The organism is Aestuariibaculum scopimerae, assembly GCF_059428085.1.
Genome location: NZ_CM182089.1, coordinates 707831 through 729210, shown reverse-complemented (window position 1 = coordinate 729210; position 21380 = coordinate 707831). Strand labels below are relative to the sequence as shown.

10 protein-coding genes are annotated in these 21380 nt (G+C 39.7%); all 10 read left to right on the top strand.

The window, feature by feature from the left end:
- The first annotated feature begins 3 nt into the window (after nucleotides 1–3).
- The 10 genes from AC5SR4_RS03285 (at nucleotide 4) to AC5SR4_RS03240 (ending at nucleotide 21378) form a co-directional block, all read left to right on the top strand.
- The gene (locus AC5SR4_RS03285; RefSeq protein ID WP_495358110.1) at nucleotides 4–1431 is read left to right on the top strand and encodes a sialate O-acetylesterase; all 1428 of its coding nucleotides are present in this window, start codon (nucleotides 4–6) and stop codon (nucleotides 1429–1431) included.
- Between the two features lie 19 nt (nucleotides 1432–1450).
- Complete coding sequence (locus AC5SR4_RS03280; RefSeq protein ID WP_495358109.1) at nucleotides 1451–3784, top strand: DUF5703 domain-containing protein; 2334 nt, start codon at nucleotides 1451–1453, stop codon at nucleotides 3782–3784.
- A gap of 1 nt (nucleotide 3785) precedes the next feature.
- Complete coding sequence (locus tag AC5SR4_RS03275) at nucleotides 3786–6251, top strand: pectate lyase family protein (protein WP_495358108.1); 2466 nt, start codon at nucleotides 3786–3788, stop codon at nucleotides 6249–6251.
- A 9-nt stretch (nucleotides 6252–6260) separates the two neighbouring features.
- On the top strand, nucleotides 6261–8282 hold the full coding sequence (locus AC5SR4_RS03270; protein WP_495358107.1) for an aceric acid hydrolase: 2022 nt from the start codon (nucleotides 6261–6263) through the stop codon (nucleotides 8280–8282).
- Between the two features lie 323 nt (nucleotides 8283–8605).
- Nucleotides 8606–11887: a SusC/RagA family TonB-linked outer membrane protein gene (locus AC5SR4_RS03265; RefSeq protein WP_495358106.1), complete on the top strand. Its 3282-nt coding sequence runs from the start codon at nucleotides 8606–8608 to the stop codon at nucleotides 11885–11887.
- 29 nt (nucleotides 11888–11916) lie between these two features.
- Entirely contained in the window at nucleotides 11917–13896 is a 1980-nt protein-coding gene (locus AC5SR4_RS03260) for a RagB/SusD family nutrient uptake outer membrane protein (protein WP_495358105.1), read from the top strand.
- A 147-nt stretch (nucleotides 13897–14043) separates the two neighbouring features.
- On the top strand, nucleotides 14044–15750 hold the full coding sequence (locus tag AC5SR4_RS03255) for a pectate lyase family protein (RefSeq protein ID WP_495358104.1): 1707 nt from the start codon (nucleotides 14044–14046) through the stop codon (nucleotides 15748–15750).
- A 34-nt stretch (nucleotides 15751–15784) separates the two neighbouring features.
- The gene (locus AC5SR4_RS03250) at nucleotides 15785–16450 is read left to right on the top strand and encodes a DUF3826 domain-containing protein (RefSeq protein ID WP_495358103.1); all 666 of its coding nucleotides are present in this window, start codon (nucleotides 15785–15787) and stop codon (nucleotides 16448–16450) included.
- A 12-nt stretch (nucleotides 16451–16462) separates the two neighbouring features.
- Complete coding sequence (locus tag AC5SR4_RS03245) at nucleotides 16463–18142, top strand: polysaccharide lyase (RefSeq protein ID WP_495358102.1); 1680 nt, start codon at nucleotides 16463–16465, stop codon at nucleotides 18140–18142.
- A 92-nt stretch (nucleotides 18143–18234) separates the two neighbouring features.
- The gene (locus AC5SR4_RS03240; RefSeq protein WP_495358101.1) at nucleotides 18235–21378 is read left to right on the top strand and encodes a DUF6298 domain-containing protein; all 3144 of its coding nucleotides are present in this window, start codon (nucleotides 18235–18237) and stop codon (nucleotides 21376–21378) included.
- Nucleotides 21379–21380: the final 2 nt, after the last annotated feature.

Genomic DNA, 21380 nt, shown 5'->3' with positions numbered 1-21380 from the left:
GATATGAAAAAATTAATCACCATCACCATGTTATGTATTTTGGCATTATGCCAAGTGCATGCCGAGATAAAACTACCTGCGTTATTTTCAGATAACATGATGTTACAACAACAAAGCAACGCTCCCATTTGGGGGTGGGCGAGTGCCAATGAAAATCTGACCATTACAACATCTTGGGACTCCAAAGTATATCAGGTTAAAGCCGATAGAACCGGTAAATGGAAACAAGCTTTGCAAACCCCAATAGCGGGTGGTCCTTACACGATTAAAGTATCGGGAGTAAAAGAAACTTTAGAAATCAAGAATATACTCATAGGGGAAGTTTGGTTATGCTCTGGACAATCCAATATGGAAATGCCTTTAAGGGGATTCCCCGGGCAACCTGTAAAAGGTGGTAATGAAGCCATTGTACATTCCACCAACAATCAAATCCGATTAATCACCATACCCAGAGCCGCTGAGTTATCTCCCAAAGATGATTTTGAAGGCAAGTGGGAAGCAGCTTCGCCAAAAACAACATCTAATTTTAGTGCTACCGCATGGTTTTTTGGCTCCTTAGTGCAAGAGGTATTACAAGTGCCTGTGGGATTGATTCACGTATCCTTTGGCGGGTCTAATGTAGAAGCCTGGATGAATAAAGAAATGCTGAAAGATTTTGAAGGTATTGAAATCCCTAAAACCAAAGAAGACATCAAGCAAGAACGCAACAGGAAACCCACAACTTTGTTTAATGGGATGTTGTCACCGGCAATCGGTTATGGTATTAAAGGCTGTATATGGTATCAGGGCGAGTCTAATTATGAACGTCCGGGACAATACAAAGACCTGTTTAAAACCATGGTGCAAAGTTGGAGAACCCTTTGGAATCAAGGGGAGTTTCCATTTTACTTTGCACAAATAGCACCGTTTAATTATGCGCAATTCCATCCCAATGATTATAAAGATATCTATAACTCAGCCTATGTGAGAGAATCTCAATTACTGGCATCACAGGAAATACCCAATGCAGGTATGGCTGTGCTAATGGATCTTGGGGAAGAAGATAATATTCACCCGGCTCATAAAGCAGAAGGAGGTAACCGATTAGCCTATTTAGCCTTAGCCAAAACCTATGGCGTGGAAGGCTTTGAATACGTAAGTCCGACGTTTAAAGCCATGGAAGTGAAAGGAAGTACTGTAACTGTAGCTTTTGAGGATGCGCCTAATGGACTGACGTCTTACGGAAAGGAAGTGACTGGCTTTGAAATTGCTGGAGAAGATAAAGTATTCCATCCTGCCAATGTTGTATTGAGAAGAAAATCAGTAATACTATCCAGTCCGCTGGTTGCAGAACCCGTAGCCGTAAGGTATTTGTTTAAAGATTTTACCAAAGCCGAATTGTTTAGCGTAGGCGGTTTACCAGTATCGTCCTTTAGAACAGATTCTTGGTAAATTAACAAGATTAAAAGATATGAAGTACAGGATATGCTATTTGTTTTTAAGTTTAACGCTTTTGTTAAAAGCGCAAACGCCTGTGCTTAAAGATTACAATCCCGTATGGTATACCCAAAGCAGCAATGCCTCAGAATCCATGCCCTTGGGTGGAGGCGATATCGGACTGAATGTTTGGGTAGAAAATGGTGATATCTATTTTTACCTGTCTAAAAGCGGTACGTTTGATGAGCACAATACCCTGTTAAAGTTAGGACGCGTTAAAGTCTCCTTAACCCCCAACCCTTTTAAAAATAATAACGGATTTAAACAAACCTTACAATTACAAGATGGTTATGTTGAAATCGCCCAAAACCAAACCAAAATCAAGTTGTGGGTAGATGTCTTTGACCCGGTGATTCATGTCGATTTAAAATCGGATAAACCTGTTACAATGCAGGCGTCCTTTGAAAGTTGGCGCTATAAAAACCGGGAGGTTAAAGGGCGTGCAAACAATGCCAATTCTTATAAATGGGCACCACAGGGCGATATCATTACCTATAAAGATTCCATTGATTTTGAGTCTGACGGCATTTTGTTCTATCATAGAAACAGAGCCCAAACCGTGTTTGACGTAGCTGTTGCACAACAAAAAATGACAGCGGTTAAGGATAGTATGATGAACCCTTTAAAATACCGCATGTTTGGAGGCTACATGATGGGGAATAACATGCAACCAGACGGTACCTATACAGGAACCTATCAGGATACCGATTTTAAAGGCTACCGGTTGGTGAGTGAGAAGCCATCCAAAAAGCAAGCTTTTAAAATTTATTTGCATACTAACCAATCAGATGACAACACCCAATGGCATACCGAACTTAAAAGTCAGATGTCAGCCTATAAATACAAAGAAAAGAAGGCGGAGAAGGTGACGACCGATTGGTGGCATCAGTTTTGGGACCGGAGTTTTATTTATACCCAAAATAAAGACTCCAGAGCAAAAGACTCCGTTTATCAAATCGGGCAAAACTACCAACTCTTTCGTTATATGTTGGGCTGTAATGCTTATGGTAAATACCCAACAAAATTTAATGGCGGACTCTTTACTACCGACCCCGTGTATGTAAATCCGGAATACACTTTTACCCCGGACTTTAGGAATTGGGGTGGAGGGACTATGACCGCACAAAACCAACGGTTGGTTTATTTTCCCATGTTTAAGAGTGGCGATTTTGATATGTTGCCTTCGCAATTGGACTATTACTTAAGCTTACAGCACAATGCAGAGTTGCGTAGTAAGGTCTATTGGCAACATAAAGGAGCTGTATTCACCGAGCAATTGGAAAATTATGGGTTGCCCAACCCTGCGGAGTATGAATGGAAGCGTCCGATTGATTACGACCCGGGCATGCAATACAATGCCTGGTTAGAGTACCAATGGGATACTGTTTTTGAGTTCTGTAAGATGATGCTCGACTTAAAAGCCTATACGAATACAGATATAAAAAAATACCATCCGTTCATCATCAGTTGCCTACGTTTTTTTGATGAACACTATCAATATCTGGCCAAGCAAAGAGGCCGAAAAGCTTTAGATGCCAATGGGCATCTTATTCTGTATCCGGGTTCTGCAGCAGAAACTTATAAAATGGCCTACAATGCCAACAGTACCATTGCGGCATTGAAGGTGGTTACAGAAAACCTGTTGGCGCTTTCAGAAGATGAGTTAAGCACAGCGGATGTTGAGTACTTAAAAGCCTTTCAATCTAGAATACCACCATTAAATTATCGGGAGATTGAACACCACAAAGTATTGGCGCCCGCTCAATCCTGGGAACGCATCAATAATACCGAAGTACCACAACTATACCCGGTATATCCGTGGAAACTCTATGGTATTGGTAAACCCGATTTGGAAACAGCAATTAACACTTGGACTTATGATATGGATGCTATAAAATTCAGAAATCATATCGGGTGGAAACAAGATAATATTTTTGCTGCCAGAATGGGTTTAACCAAAGAAGCTGCTAAGTACAGTTTGTTAAAAATGGCTGATTCCGGCAGACGCTTCCCGGCATTTTGGGGGCCGGGTTACGATTGGGTGCCCGACCATAACTGGGGCGGTTCCGGCATGATAGGCATGCAGGAAATGTTATTGCAGGAAGTAGATGGAAAACTCCTGCTATTCCCTGCCTGGCCAAAAGATTGGAATGTTCATTTTAAACTACATGTCTCCGGGAATACCACCGTAGAAGTACAGTTAGAGAATGGCGAGGTAAAATATATAGAAGTATTCCCAAAAGAAAGAGTAAAGGATATTGTAAATCTTTTAGATTGGGATTTGAATAAAAAAATAAAACTAAACTAAAATGCGTACTATAAAAGAAATTGCAAAGTGTTTATTTGTAGCTGGTATAGCCATATCAAATATACAATGTAAAACCAACCACAGTAATGTGGCAAAACAGCCCATAAAAGTCGATTTCGACTTTTCACAAAGAAAACTGCAGGAAGTACATGACCCTTTATATAGCTCATGGGTTATTAGTGAACAAACCGAAGCAGAAAAAACATTTGATGCGGTCACTATTAAACTAAAAGGAAACTTTGCCTCAAGTTGGTTCAAAGTAGGTGTTAGCGCTCCCAATTATGCCAGACTTACCAGTGATGGGTTGATTACAAATAATGATTTAGAACTAACCATTAGTGGTCTGGAAGCAGGAGAACATTCCTTACTAACATTCCACAATACCTTCGATAAGTTAAATGGGAAAATAAATGCTCCCATCAATATTTATGTGAATGATAAACTTGTAAAAACAGTATCACCAAGCAATCGCGTATTTTCAAAAATTGAAGCCGAAACGGCCTATGTCACGTTTGATGTAGAACAAAACGAAACGGTGGTGATTCGATTTGAAATAGATTCAAAATCAGACAAAGCCATACAACAACTTATTATTAATGGGTTTGAGATTAATACGCCAGATATAAAGAAGCAAGCACATAGTCCTAGTCCCGAAAACTTGGATGAGCATGTTGAGATTAACGACTCCTTGGTGCTACAATGGCAGGCATCCAATGGCGCTGTTGCCCATAACTTATACTATGGAACCGATGAAGACGCGGTATATAACGCCAACGAAAGTGCATTGGAATTTAAAGGAAAACAAACCAACACCAAATTTACAGTGAATGATTTGTATAGCATGACCACCTATTATTGGCGTGTGGACGAGATTGATAACGAAGGCAGTATCACGCGCGGTAATATCTGGTCTTTTAGGCCAGCACAATTAGCATTTCCGGGAGCCCAAGGTTACGGGCGTTATGCCATTGGAGGCCGTGGCGGTAAAGTGGTGGAAGTAACCAACCTAAACGATGACGGCCCCGGAAGTTTACGGGATGCGGTTAATCAGGATATTGGTCCGCGAACCATTGTGTTCAATATTTCCGGAAACATAGAACTAAAATCCCGATTGGTTGTTAACCAACCCTATATTACCATTGCAGGGCAAACAGCCCCCGGAGAGGGTATTACCATAAGCAGAGCCCCCATTGGCCTTACAGGTGATGACGGCATCATACGATTTTTAAGAGTTAGAATAGGCTCAGGAACGACCTATGATGGTATGGGGCTAACAGGTGCCAACCACAGCATTATAGACCATTGTTCCATCAGTTGGACCATTGATGAATCCTTTAGCTCCAGAGGTGCCCACAATATCACCTTGCAACGCACGTTAATATCAGAAGCCTTAAATGTGGCAGGTCATGATAAATATGAAGGTGGAAAAATGCACGGATATGCAGCAACTATAGGAGGCGATATAGGTAGTTTTCATCATAACCTCTTGGCCCATAACTATGGACGAAACTGGAGTATAGGTGGTGGGCTGAATGGTGATGGCTACTATAGCGGACGTTTAGATATTAGAAACAACGTTGTTTACAACTGGGGGCACCGCACAACGGATGGTGGTGCCAATAAAGTGAACTTTGTAAACAATTATTATAAGCCCGGAAAATCTTCCGATGTGTTTTATGCTTTGATAGCCCAGCATGAAGGGGTTGGTAAAGGCAAGCAACAATACTACTTTAAAGGCAATGTAATGCCGGGACATTTCAATGAGGGCAACCAAGAGGCCGGTAGAACCTCTAAAATTACCCATAATGCAAATGTAGATTATGAAACCTTTGTAGATGCGCCGTTTTTTGAGTCGTATGTAGAAACACAATCCGCTAAAGCCGCTTATAAAAATGTCCTTTCAGATGTAGGTGCCAATCAGCCCACATTCAACAAACACGATATGCGTATTGTTGAAGAAACCATAAAAGGCACCTACAAATATAAAGGAACTAAAAGTGGGTTGCCTGGTATGATTGATACAGAGCAAGACGCAGGAGGTTGGCCGCAATTTAAGAGCGAGACGCGTGCTGACGATTGGGATACAGACCACGATGGCTTGCCCAATTGGTGGGAAGAAGCCCATGGGTTAAATACCGCATCTGCAGCTAATGATTTTTCAGATGCTCAGGCCGATATAGATAAAGACGGTTTTACACAATTAGACGATTATTTAGATTGGATGGCCCAACCCCATTATTTTATTACCTTAGAAGAGGCGATAACTTGCGACTTGAAAGATTATTTTAAAGGATTTGAAACCAACCCCGAATATAGTTTTTCATCAGTTAATAATGGAACCGTTACTTTAAACGGAAGTGCACTTCAGTTTAAAGCAAAAGAAAAAGGCATGGCCTCCCTTAAAGTTTCTGTAAAAGATGGAGAAGGCGATAGCATGACCCGTATAATCAATATTTACATAAAATAAGATATACCCATGATTAAGAATAACGTTTTAATAATAGCATGTTTCTGTTTAAGTGGCATCGCTTTTTCTCAAAGCAACGGATTGGTAGCTAATGCTAAAAGTCCTCACAGCAAATTACAAAGTGTCGGATTACAAGATGTGGTATGGACCAACGGGTTTTGGAAAGAACAGTTTGATGTAGAAACTCAAAACACCTTGCCTTTTATGTGGGATCTGTATCATAATGACACCATTACCCACGCCTACAAAAACTTTGAAATAGCCGCAGGGCTAATGAAAGGTAAGCATAGTGGTCCGTCGTTTCACGATGGCGATTTCTATAAAATCATGGAAGGGATGTCCGCCGCCTATGCCATTACCAAAAATCCAAAGCTGGATAAAGAAATGGACACTGCCATCGCTTTATTCAAGAAAGCCCAAAGAGAAGATGGTTACATTAACACCCCGGTATTAATAGAACAACGTTGGGGGACCTTAGGTCCGGAAGAATTAAAAAAGCAATTGGGTTTTGAAAAATACAACATGGGGCATTTAATGACGGCCGCATGCATCCATTACCGGGCCACCGGAAAAACCAATTTTCTGGATGTTGCCCAAGGTGTTGCCGACTTCCTATATGATTTTTATAAAAAAGCTTCTCCGGAATTAGCCAGGAATGCTATTTGCCCTTCGCATTACATGGGTATTGTTGAAATGTACCGGACCTTGAAAGACCCCAGATACTTAGAGTTAGCAAACAACCTAATCGATATTCGGGGAACTACGAATGATGGAACCGACGACAATCAAGACCGTATTCCCTTTAGAGAACAAACCAAGGCTATGGGACATGCAGTAAGAGCTAATTATCTGTATGCAGGTATTGCCGATTTATATGCAGAAACCGGTGAAGAAAAACTACTGGAAAATTTAAAATCCATATGGGATGATGTGGTGTTTAGAAAAATGTACATCACAGGAGGATGCGGTGCTTTGTACGACGGGGTGTCTCCAGATGGAACCTCATACAACCCATCCGTAGTACAAAAAATTCACCAAGCTTATGGTCGGCCTTACCAATTACCCAATGCCACGGCCCATACAGAAACCTGTGCCAATATTGGTAATGTATTGTGGAACTGGCGCATGTTACAAATTACCGGCGATGCCAAATATGCTGATATCGTAGAATTAGCATTGTATAATAGTGTGCTTTCAGGAATCAGTTTAGATGGTAAAGCATTTTGCTATAACAATCCACTAAATGTGTCCGATAATTTACCCTTTAAGCAACGTTGGGGAAATATTCGGGAGGGGTATATCAGCCTGTCCAATTGCTGTGCGCCTAATGTGACCCGTACCTTGGCTGAGGTTGGAAATTACGCCTACAACCTTTCAGAGCAAGGACTGTATATTAATTTATATGGTAGTAATCATTTAAAAACAAAAACAGTACAGGGCGAAACATTGGAAGTAACCCAGCAGACCAATTATCCATGGGATGGAAACATCCAATTAAACGTATTAAAAGCTCCTAAAAAAGCAATGAGTTTCTTTTTAAGAATACCAGGTTGGAGTGAGGGTACCACCATTTCAGTAAATGATGAGGTTGTTAACCACACCATCACTTACGGAAGTTATCTGGAAATTAACAGATCCTGGAAAAAAGGCGATATCGTCACCGTTAACATCCCCATGCCGGTAGAGGTGATGCAAGCCAATCCTTTAGTTGAAGAAACCAAGAATCAGGTAGCAGTGAAACGAGGGCCTATAGTGTATTGTTTAGAATCAGAAGACATTTCAAAGGAAACCGATATTAATAAAGTGGTATTGGACATAAATTCAGATTTTGTGGTCAAAACTATAAATATAGACGACAGACCGCTTACAGCTATAGGTGCCACCGCCTTTATAGAAAAAGCCAATTGGGAGAATACATTATATCAGCCTATTTCAAAAGATAAAGAAAAGGTAGCCATTACCTTAGTGCCTTATTTCAGTTGGGGCAATCGCTTGCAAAAGGAAATGACCGTCTGGATGCCTTTCCAATAAAAATATAGATGGATGTATCGTCGACGGTCCGCTGTTGGTCCGTCGATCCTCTGTCGATCCTCCGTCGAAGCTACACCGAACCTCGAAGCTCTGTTGGGCCACTGATGAACCTCTGATGAACCTCTGGAGGACTACTCACAATTATTTAGAAGTTAACTATCTTTATATTAAGTGTTAAAAAAACATTTACAAAATCGGTCGTTGTTCAAAAATAACAACCGATAATTATTAAAATCACAATATTAGCAAAATATTAACAACTCTGAAAAGGTTAACTGTTAATACAACTAAGTAAACTAAAAAAACAATTAAACTAAACAAGTATGAAAAAAACAATTACTGCTGCTTGTGTATTGCTGCTTTTCAGTCTATTCAGTCTGTCAAGTTTTGCTCAAAACACAAGTAAAAAAAGTGTTACTGGTACAGTGGTGGACAACTCTGGTGTGCCAATGCCAGGTGTAAATGTCATTGAAAAAGGTACCAACAACGGTACAGTTACCGATTTTGATGGAAACTATAGCATCACAGTAAGTTCTAACGGTATCCTAAAATACTCCTTTGTAGGAATGCGAACGATGGAACTTTCAGTTGAAGGAAAAAGTGTTATCAATGCTACTTTACAAGAAGACACAGCATCTTTAGATGAGATTGTTGTTGTAGGGTATGGTTCTCAAAAACGGGAATCTATTACATCTTCCATAGCAACTATAGATCCAGAAGAAGTAGAGGATCTTCCAGTAGGTAATTTGGCTTCTGCTCTTGTAGGACGTGTTTTAGGGGTTTCAATCACAGGAGGTGATACCAGACCGGGGAACCCGGCGCGTATTACAATACGTAATCCAATAGGGTCTTTAGCTAAAGACGGTGGGACAACCGATCCGTTATATGTTATTGATGGGGTTATACAAATAGATCCTGATACAGGATATAATGATTCTACGTTATTTAATAATTTAGATGCTTCAGAAGTTGAAAGTATTTCGTTCTTAAAAGATGCCGGTGCTGCGGTTTATGGTTCTCGTGCAGCCCAAGGGGTGGTATTGGTAGTTACCAAAAAAGGACGTAAAGGACCTGCTCAGTTTCGTTACAGTGGAAACTATTCCATAGCTGATGAAAGCTACAGAGCAAAAATGATGAATGCCTATGAGTTTGGTAGATATTTCAATATTATGAATGGACCTTATGGTAATGACCGTTCAGGAAGAGATTATTTCTTTACAGATAATGAATTAGAGCATTTTAAAACTTTAGATTACGACTTCATTGATGACGCATGGTCATCAGCTGTTACACAAAGACACAACGTAAACGTTAGTGGTGGTAGCGATAATGGAACTTATTTTGCGGGTATATCTTATTATACACAAGAAGGAAACTTAGGAACCTTAGATTTTGATAAATGGTCATTTAGAGCCGGTTCTAGCGTTAACTTAGCAAAAGGATTATCATCTACTTTCCAGGTATCTGGATTTTTTAGTGAGAGATCATCAACATTTAATAAAGTGAATGGAGAACGTGAGGAAGATGATTATAACAACTTACAAAACCGAGCACCTTTTTTACCACACTATATCGATGGATTGCCAACTCAGTTAACAGATGCGAGCAGTTCCAGAAATATTGGCTATAACTACTTCGAGTTACAAAGGTTAAATAATACCAACAACAACAAAGGTAACAATGTGACTGTGAATGCTACTGTAGAATATGAAATTCCATTTATAAAAGGATTAAAAGTACAAGCTAGATATGCAAGAACAGAAAGTAAAGACAGAACACTGCAAATAGGGCACAGATACAAACTGTATGAGTTTAATGGTGTGAATGATGTTGATGAGTATATTTATTACGAAAGTGGTTCCGGACCATTAGGAACTAATACAATTAAGCGTGAGCGTACAATTAAAAATGGTGATAGAATAGGTATTATTAATACTACCAGATTTCGTGAGCAAACCAACTTTCAGACAACTTATGCAAGAGATTTTGGAAAACACAGTATATCCGGGTTATTTGTTATTGAGAAAAGCGAATCAAGTCATAACAAAGACCAGATTTATAAGGAAGATAATGTTCCTGAATGGGCTACAGGTCAGTTGTGGGAAGTGCCGGATAATGGTGGTGGTAATTTAACCAATACGTATACTTGGGCTGATGAAGCGGGAGATTTAGGATACATAGGTAGAATAAGTTATAGCTATGATAGTAAGTATTTTGCCGATTTCGTTTACAGATCGGATGCCTCTACAAAGTTTGCGCCTGAAAATTATTGGGGAAGTTTTTATTCCTTATCAGGTGCCTGGATACTTTCAAAAGAAAATTTCTGGAAGTCAGAAACAATAGATTATTTTAAATTAAGAGGATCCGTTGGTCTATTAGGTAAAGATGATGTTAAAGCATGGGCATGGCAACAGCGTTTTAGCTTTCAAAATAGTAGAGGTGCTGTATTTGGAGGAAATGATGCATTGTCTTTGAGTTATAAGCCAGGGAATGCACCCAATGAATCCGTTACATGGAGTGACGAGTTAAAAATTAACTTTGGTGTTGAAGCCAGATTCCTTGATAACAGATTATCCACTACTATTGAGCAATACTATAACATTGGTTCAGATATCTTAATTAGTTTGAATCAAGGTGTACCTTTTACAGTAGGAGGTGGTAGTTCACCAATAAACTATGGCGAAGTTGATACCTGGGGTGCTGAAATATCTGTTGGATGGAACGACTACATAGGAGAAGATTTTTCATATGGTGTTACCATTAATACAGGTTGGTCTAACAATAAATACATAAAAGGAAATTTTGCAGATATCTCAACATTAAAGCCTTGGGATGCAAAACCGGGAGGGCCTTCAGATGTTGGAACATGGGGATACGATGCAATAGGGTTGTTTAAAACAACTGAAGAAATCGATCAATATGTTGCAGAAACAGGTGTCACCGATATTTTTGGGTATGTATATGATCCAGACCCTGCTGTATCTGAAATAAAACCGGGAATGCTTTATTATAGAGATGTTAGAGGACAATGGGATCCGGAAACCAGAACATTTGGAGCACCGGATGGTATTATTGATGATAATGACCAGGTACAACTAAGAAAACGTGCTAAAGGGCCAACAGGGTTCGATTCTAATATTAGTCTTTCATACAAAAACTTTAGCTTAAATACAGTTATTAGTGTTGGTTGGGGTGGTTATAACATGGTGTCGGGAGAAGCGAGAGATAGGCTGGATAGAGATAGAATTTACCAAAACTGGCAAAACAGACCCGCTTTCTGGGCAAACGTTTACGATCCGGATTTAAATCCAACAGGAACTTTGCCAAACCCGGCAAATGCTAATAGTGGCATAAACCTAAAACCATCAGATTTTTGGTCAGCACCAAACTTTAGCTTAATAATGAGAAATATTAATATTGGTTATTCATTACCTAAAGCTACAGCAGAGAAATTAAATTTAAGCAGTTTGAAGTTTAATTTAGTAGGATTGAATCCATTTATCCTTAACAATCCTTATAAAAAATGGGGACTTTCACCAGAAGGAAACTTTGATGTTTTTCCAGTACTAAAAACATATTCTTTAGGAGTAAGCATTGGATTTTAATAAGACGTAATAATTTTAAAAAGATAATCATGAAAAATATAAAGTTAAACAGTCTGTATGCTATCTTAGGAGTAATGCTCTTAGGGAGCTGTAGTACAGACTTTATAGAAGAAAAAAGAGAATTGTCGTCTGTTACAACTCAGGTTTTTATAGATGAGGAATCTGCAAACAGATATATAAATTGGATTTATTTTCAGGCACAACCGGAAAAAGATAAGGATTTAACTGCCTGGGATAGAATGGCAGATGACCATGATGGAGACAATATGTTTGCAACATCAACAGACGAAAAGTCAGGAGAAAATGATATTAATACTCCTTACAGCAGTATCTCTTTCCAACAAGATCATTGTTTAAAGTCCATTGGAGCCAAATTATCTACCGATGCAGGCGTTAATAATGTGTACACAAGAATTAGAAACTGTAACACCTTTTTAGATAACATTGATGACTATTCAGTGTTACCTCAGGATTTTGTGGATAGAGCAAAAGGTCAAATGTACTACTTTAGAGCCTATGGATATTTTGAATTAGTACAATTATATGGTGGTGTTCCAATCATATTAACAGCACAAGACCCCACAGTAGATGATCCTAACAATCAAATCCCAAGAAGCACTTCAGGAGAAGTCATCGATCAGATTGTTTCAGATTTAGAAATGGCACAATCCTTATTGCCGGCAACCGATTGGGAAGGTGACGATTATGGAAGAATAACAGCTATGGGGGCAGCCGCTTTGAAAGGGAAAGTGTTATTAACATGGGCAAGTCCGCTGTTCAACAGAAGTGACGATGTAGCAAGATGGCAACGTGCCTATGATGCTTGTAAAGAAGCTTATGATGTTTGTGTTGCAGGAGGTAAAGGACTTAATCCAGATTGGAAGTCTATGTGGTTTGAAGAGCAAGGAAACCCTGAAGCAATTACCATAGTAGGTTATAATAACGACCCTAGTGGTAATAACTACACCAAAAATAATGCGAATGAAAGAAAAGCACGTTCCAGAGCTATGGGTGGTGATGGAAGTATCTCTCCAACTAAAAATGCAATGGATATTTTCCCAATGAGTGATGGTACACCATACAACCCTAATGGCGATTTAAATGATTTTTATAAAGACAGGGATCCTAGATTTTATTACACCTTCTCATACAATGGTGCCATTTGGCCTTATAGCGCAGCACCGGAATTTAAAAACTGGACTTACTTTTGGCAGGAAACTGCAGGTGGTGATCCGGAGCGATCTACAGAAAGTAGAGCCAACGACACAGGTATTTATTTGAGAAAATTTACAGATGATAACTTTAACTACGATGAAGATGATAGATTTAGACGTAGCGGTATGGACTATATGGAATTCCGTTTTGCAGAAGTCGTTTTAAATCTTGCCGAAGCAGCCGTTGGAGTTAATCAATTATCAGAGGCTAAAGGATATTTAGAAGATATTAGAGAGCGTGCCGGTATTGCAAATAATGATGGTCAATTTGGTTTATCAACAGTAAGTACTAGAGATCAGCATTTTGCGGCTTGTATTAACGAAAGAAGAGTAGAGTTAGCTTATGAGAATAAACGTTTTTATGATTTAAGACGTTGGTTATTGTATAATGACGATTTCGGCACCTGTACAAGATTAAACCAAACACCAATACATGGAAGTAGGAGACAAGGGTACTATACAATAGCAAAAACAGATTCAAGTACAGAATATGTGGGTAGTACAGACCCTTTTAAAGGAGACTCGGCACCGGTAATAAATAGAGATGCCGATCCTGCAGATTACCCGGCAGGCGTAACAACCTATGAAGAATATGTTGATTACCTATACGAGAATCATTTTGAAGTTGTTGTTAGAGATGATGTAGACGCCAGTGATTTTACATTTACCTGGTATAACGAATATTATTTCTTTGGTATTCATGAAGATTTATTAGAATCTGCACCCTATTTAAGACAAACACAAGGCTGGGGTAATGGCTTTGGAGCTGGGGTATTTGATCCTTTAGCAGAATAGGACACCTAGCTTATGATAAAATTACCTGTATTTATTTATAAATACAGGTAATTTTTTTAATATTAAATTAAACCTTTAGAGTTTATAAGTGTCTAAAGTACACATTCCGCATTTGCGGTAGACTCAAAAAGTTTTACTAAAATTACAATGATGATGAAAAAGAACAATCTAGCGCTATGCGCTTTGTTGCTGATTGCAGGAACTGCATTCGCACAATATCCTTCCTTAACAGCAAAAGACAAAGCTAAAGAAAACGCTATCATAGAAGCTGCTTACAAACACTCTGATGAAGCTTGGGAAAAAGCTAAAATCATAGTTGATAGAGAAGCCAGACAAGGTAAACCTTATATACCATGGGCTGCCAGACCCACCGATTTACCACAAGCTGAAATTCCTGCATTTCCAGGAGCAGAAGGGGGTGGTATGTATACCTTTGGTGGCCGTGGTGGAAATGTATACACCGTAACCAGCCTGGAAGATAGTGGTGAAGGTACGTTACGTGAAGCCTGTGAAAAAGGCGGTGCTAGAATTATTGTGTTTAATGTTTCAGGAATCATAAAATTAAAAACACCATTAATCATTCGTGCACCCTATATTACCATAGCCGGACAAACAGCGCCGGGTGATGGTATTTGTGTAGCGGGCGAAACCGTATGGATAGATACACATGATGTCATTATCCGTCACATGCGCTTCCGAAGAGGAGAAACCTTTGTTGGTCGTAGAGACGATGCTATAGGAGGGAATCCCGTTGGGAACATTATGTTGGATCATATCTCAGCAACCTGGGGACTCGATGAAAACATGTCTATTTACCGACATATGTTCAGTCCGGGAGCCGATTATAAAGACCAAAAATTACCTACCGTAAATATTACTATTCAAAATAGCTTATTTGGAGAAGCTTTGGATACTTACAACCATTCTTTTGGTAGTACCTTAGGGGGTGAAAACTGTTCCTTCATTAGAAATATGTGGGCTAACAATGCCGGAAGAAATCCGTCCATTGGTTGGAATGGTATTTTTAACTTCGTAAATAACGTGGTGTTTAACTGGGTACACCGCTCTACCGATGGTGGCGATTACACAGCCAAATACAACATTATTAATAACTATTACAAGCCCGGACCTTTAACGTCTAAAGGACAGCCAATAAGTTACCGCATTTTAAAGCCGGAATCCGGTAGAAGCAAACTTGATACCGTAGTTTTTGGACGTGCCTATGTAAAAGGTAACATCGTAGACCAAAACCCCGAAGTTACCAAAGATAACTGGGCAGGTGGTGTGCAAATTGAAGGCAAAGATGGTGAGTTGATGGACTATGAAGATGCCAAACCATACTTCGCCTATATGAATTCAGAGAGACCATTTCCTATGCCTTGGTTTAGAAATATCTTGCCAGCAGAAGAAGCTTATAACTTTGTTCTTAAAAATGTGGGCGCCACTTTACCCATTAGAGATGAAGTTGATCAACGTATTGTAAGAACTGTAAAAACAGGTGAGCCTGAATATGTAAAAGGTTTAGATCCGGATTCCTTTTATCAATTTAAGCACCGACGTTTACCGGCTGATTCTTATAAAAAAGGGATTATTACTGATATTGCTCAAGTAGGTGGTTACCCCGAATACAAAGGGAAACCTTATAAAGACTCAGACAAAGATGGTATGCCCGACGAATGGGAAGAAAAATACGGCTTAAACCCCAAGGACCCTTCCGATGCCAAAGGGGATTTGAATAAAGATGGTTACACTAATATAGAGGACTACATAAACGGAACCAATCCTAAAAAATATGTAGATTGGAAAGACTTAAAAAATAACAAAGAAACCCTTACCGAGGCGTTATTGAAATAGTTACAATAAAAAACTTTATTAAATTAGAAACAGAATGATAACAATGAAGAAAGCAAGTTTAAGCCTGGTGTTTTTAATGCTGTCCGTAATAAGTATCCATGCACAGCAACATTTAGATCCGGAATACATTAAAGTAACGAATGAACGTGCCGCAAAAATAGTCGCAAAACTCGATATTAATAATGCAGATAAAGAAGAGGCTGTTACCAATATTATCGCACAGCAATACCGAGATTTAAGCAAAATCCACGATGGTAGAGATGCCAAAATAGAAGCCATAAAGGGTAGCGGTTTACCCGAAGCAAAAGAAAAAAGCAAAATTGCCAAAGAAGAAGTCAAAGCTGAAAAGCAAGTGAGTAAATTGCATAAGTCTTATCTTAAAAAACTAAATGCTCATTTAACTGCCGAGCAGGTAGATGGTGTAAAAGATGGCATGACTTATGGTGTGTTACCTATAACTTATGCAGGTTATCTGGACATGCTTCCAAATCTTACTGAAGCCCAAAAGAAAATGATTTATGATAATCTGGTAGAAGCCAGAGAGCGTGCCATGGATGGTGGCTCCTCCAAAGAAAAGCACGGTTGGTTTGGTAAATACAAAGGTAGAATAAACAACAACCTTTCTGCCGATGGTTACGATTTAAACAAAGAAAGTAAAGCATGGCACGAACGCGTAGAAGCCCGCAAGAAGAACAACTAAATTAAATAGAATATGTATAACATTAGTAAGAAAAGCTTAGTTATGCTGGGGTTATTAGGAGCTATGACGCAATTTGCGCAAGCACAGTATCCCACCATACCCGCGGAGATGCAGGCCAAAACAGATGCGGCCATGTCAAAAGAAGAACAACGATTGGATGCCATATGGAACGCCAATTACCATATCATTGAAGAAGAAGCCAAGCACGGTCGTCCATATACACCCTGGGCATCAACACCGGGTGAACTTATGCAGGCAGACATTCCCGCATTCCCAGGAGCTATGGGAGGTGGTGCTTACACACAAGGTGGTAGAGGTGGAAAAATATTTGTTGTGACCAGTTTAGCCGATAGTGGTAAAGGCACTTTTAGAGAAGCCTGTGAAGCCGTAGGAGCCAGAACTATTGTATTCAATGTATCCGGAATCATTCGTCTTGAAAAACCATTAAACATGCGTGCACCTTATGTAACTATTGCCGGACAAACAGCACCGGGTGATGGGATTTGTATTGCAGGGGAAACGTTTAGTATCGATACTCACGATGTCATCATCAGACACATGCGTTTTAGGAGAGGTGAAACTGACGTTACCCGCAGAGATGATGCTGTAGGCGGTAGCGTAGTAGGTAACTTTATTATGGACCACTGTTCTACAAGTTGGGGATTGGATGAAAACATGTCTATGTACCGTCACATGTACAAAGCCAATGAAAGATCCGAGCGTCAAAAATTGCCAACCTGTAACATAACCATCCAAAACAGTATATCTTCAGAAGCGCTAGATGCCTACAACCATTCCTTTGGTAGTACCATTGGTGGTAGCAACAGTACCTTTATGAGAAATCTTTGGGCAGACAATACAGGGAGAAATTGTTCCAATGGTATGAGTGGCGATTTCAACTTCGTTAACAACGTGGTATTTAACTGGTGGCACCGTACTATTGATGGTGGTGATCAAAGTTCTATGCTTAATATAATCAACAACTATTTCAAACCCGGGCCTATTACACCAAAAGATAAGCCTATTAGTTATAGAATCGTAAAACCGGAAACCGGATATTACGAGCCTAAACGCTATGGTAGGGCTTATGTAAGCGGGAATCATGTTGTAGGTTCGCCCGAAGTGACAGCTGATAACTGGAACGGTGGTGTACAGGTAGGTGAGAAAGAAGCTTTGGAATATATTAAACAAGACAAGCCTTTCCCGATGCCTCAATTCCCGATTATGGAAGCACAGGAAGCATACGAGTTTGTATTGGATAATGTAGGGGCCACATTACCCAAGCGTGATGCGGTAGATGAGCGTATCATCAAACAAGTAAGAACCGGTAAAATCGAGTACAAAGAGGGTATGGAAATGACCGTTGGATCTGAATATATTAAAAGAAGATTGCCGATTGATTCCTATAAACAAGGGATTATTGTAAGTCCTGAACAAGTGGGTGGGTATCCCGATTACAAAGGGAAATCCTATAAAGATTCCGACGGAGATGGTATACCAAACAAATGGGAGGAGAAATACGGTTTAAATCCAAATGATGCTTCAGACGCTAATAGCGATATGAATGGTGATGGTTACACCAATATCGAAATGTATTTCAATAATATCGATCCAACCAAAAAAGTAGATTGGACCAAACCTGAAAACAATGTAGATACCCTTGCTAAGCTTTCAAAAGGCTTATTGCAATAAAATAATATAGAATATTTAAAGAAGCTCATCTTAACATTTTACTTAAAATCAAAATGTTAAGATGAGTTCTCACATAATTGAGTACGACTTAAATGAAAATTATAAATCAACCATACGCAAGATTATCATTTATAGCATCATTTTTTATAATGACCATGGCATTTGCTCAAGAGTATTTGCCCGACATTGTAAAAAACAGGCAAGGAAAGATTATACACAAAGCAGACAGTTTGGGAAATCAAATCCCGGATTTCTCCTATGCAGGCTATAAAGCTTCAGAATCCCACATACCAAATATTGAAAACAAAATATTTGTACCCCATCAGGAAACAGATGCAACCCAAACAATACAGTCAGCAATAGATTATTTAGGTAGTTTAAAACCAAATGCTTCAGGTTTTAGAGGTGCTGTACTTTTAGATAAAGGCACTTTTAAAGTAGGAGGCACCCTTTACATTAAAAACTCGGGCATTGTGTTAAGAGGAAGTGGACAGGGAGATAATGGAACAGAACTCTTAGGTACTGGAATCAAAAGAGAGGCCATTATTCGTGTTTTAGGAACTCATAACGTCTCCTATAAAGATACGCTCGAGTTTAATACAGCCTACACACCTTTGGGTACTAAAACCATCCAACTGAAAACCACAAACAAACTTAAAGTTGGCGACGATATCATCATCAATCAACCCTTAACCGAATCTTGGATTAAAACATTGGGCATGGATTACTTTGGTGCTGAAACTGGTTGGATAGGGTGGAAGTCCCGTGATTTCGATATTAACTGGAACCGCGTCATTACAAAAATAGATGGTAATGAAGTTACCCTTAACGCCCCTTTGACTATGACTCTGGATGATACCTATGGAAAAGCCCAAGCCATTACCTACACATGGGAGGGTAGAATAGAAAACATAGGTGTCGAAAATCTAAATATTAATTCTACTTACGATACTACCAACCCTAAAGACGAAGAACATCGTTGGTTTGGCGTAACTATGGAAAACGTTAAAAATGCCTGGGTAAGACAAGTAAACTTTAAACATCTGGCAGGCGGTGCGGTATCCCTGTTAAAAACAGCACAGCAAATTACCGTAGAAGACTGTATTTCTACAGAACCCATTTCAGAAATCGCAGCCTTCAGAAGACATACCTTTTATACCGAAGGTCAACAAACCTTGTTTCAGCGTTGTTACTCCGAATACGGCTATCACGATTTTGCCGTAGGCGGTTTTGGAACCACAGGACCCAATGCCTTTGTACAATGCGAATCTTATTTACCGTATAGTAGCAATGGTGCCATAGGCAGTTGGGCAACTGGTGTGCTGTTTGATGCTGCTTATATAGACGGACAAGCATTAAATTATAGTAACAGAGAACAAAGCGGTCGTGGTGCCGGATGGACTGCAGCCAATAGTGTGATATGGGAATCCTCCGCATCAAAAATAGCCTGTTACAGTCCGCCAACCGCTCAAAACTGGGCTATAGGTGTTTGGGGAGGTATTATGCAAGGAAACGGCCATTGGAAAGATGTTAACAACCACATCACACCTAGAAGCCTTTACTATGCACAATTAGAAAGCCGTTTAGGAAGCTTACCATTTAACCCCTATGTACTGGAAATAGAATCCAATTCTACCTCCAGTCCCACATTAGAACAAGCCGAAGAACTCACCAAGTTGGCACAAAACACTGTGACTAGCTTGCCCGAATGGATCCAACAAGTATCAGCCAAAAATACCATCCCCGTGGATGCTAACAATATCAAATCCATTCATGATATAAAACGAAAAGAACCCAAAACCAACAAAAGAACAGATGCATTCAAAGTAACCATTCAAAACGGATGGATAACTTACAACGGAAATGTTATCACAGGAAAGCAAGCCAATGTAATGTGGTGGCGCGGGAGTCTTAGAGGTTATGATGTAGCACGGGCAAGCCATCACGTAACCCGTTTTGTGCCCGGGAGAAGAGGCAAAGGATTCACTGATAACCTGAGCGAAGTAGTAGAAGATTTCCAAAAGAAAAACATTATTGCGCTAGAACATAACTACGGTCTGTGGTACGAACGCCGTATGGACGATCATGAACGTGTTAGAAGAATAGATACCGATGTATGGCCACCCTTTTATGAACAACCCTTTGCCAGAACAGGAGAAGGACTTGCTTGGGATCACTTAAGTAAATACGACCTAACCCAATATAACAGCTGGTATTGGACCCGTTTGAAGACCTTTGCTGATTTAGCAGAACAAAACGGACAGTTGCTCATCAACCAGCAATACTTTCAGCATAACATCCTCGAAGCTGGTGCTCACTGGTCCAGTTCGCCCTGGCGTTCTGCAAACAATGTGAACCATACAGGCTTTCCTGAACCTCCACCGTATGCTGGGGAGAAACGTATCTTCATGGCAGAACAATTTTATGATGTGACCAATCCTGTAAGGAGGGTGTTGCACCAAAAGTTTATACAAAAGTCTTTGGAGAACTTTCAGGATAACACCAACGTGATTCAATTAACCAGTGCTGAATACACAGGCCCCCTTCATTTCATGCAGTTCTGGTTAGACGAAGTACAAAAATGGAAAGATAACACCAAAGAAAAAGGGATTATAGGATTAAGTGCTACCAAAGATGTCCAAGATGCCATACTTCAAGATCCAACCCATAACAAAACAGTCGATTTAATTGATATTCGCTACTGGCATTACAGAGAAGACGGCAGTGCCTACGCTCCTGAAGGGGGTAAAAACCTGGCGCCTCGCCAACATGCACGTAAAATGAGAGGAGGGAAGGAAACCGAAGATCAGGTTTACAGAGCCGTGCAAGAATATAGAAACCAGTATCCTGATAAAGCAGTGATATACTCGACCAATAACTCTCCACGTTTTGGATGGCCAATCCTTATGGCCGGAGGGTCATTAGCCAACATTCCGGAGATAAATGTTACTGGTTTTTATCAGGCATTGTTCAACATGCAAACACCTAAAAATCAAAAAAATAATGGTAACTTTTGGGTTCTGGAGGATCAAGGAAATGCCTACCTGTTTTACTTGAGAAATGCAGAATCTGTAACAGTAGATTTGTCCGATTACAAAGGCAAGTATCAGGTGTATTGGGTAAACCCTAACAGTGGAGAAACCATAGCAACCCAAACGATAACGGGCAAAAAGTCACACACATTAAAAGCACAACAAAGCAAACGCGAGCAAGTTATTTTTATAAAGAAGCAATAAAC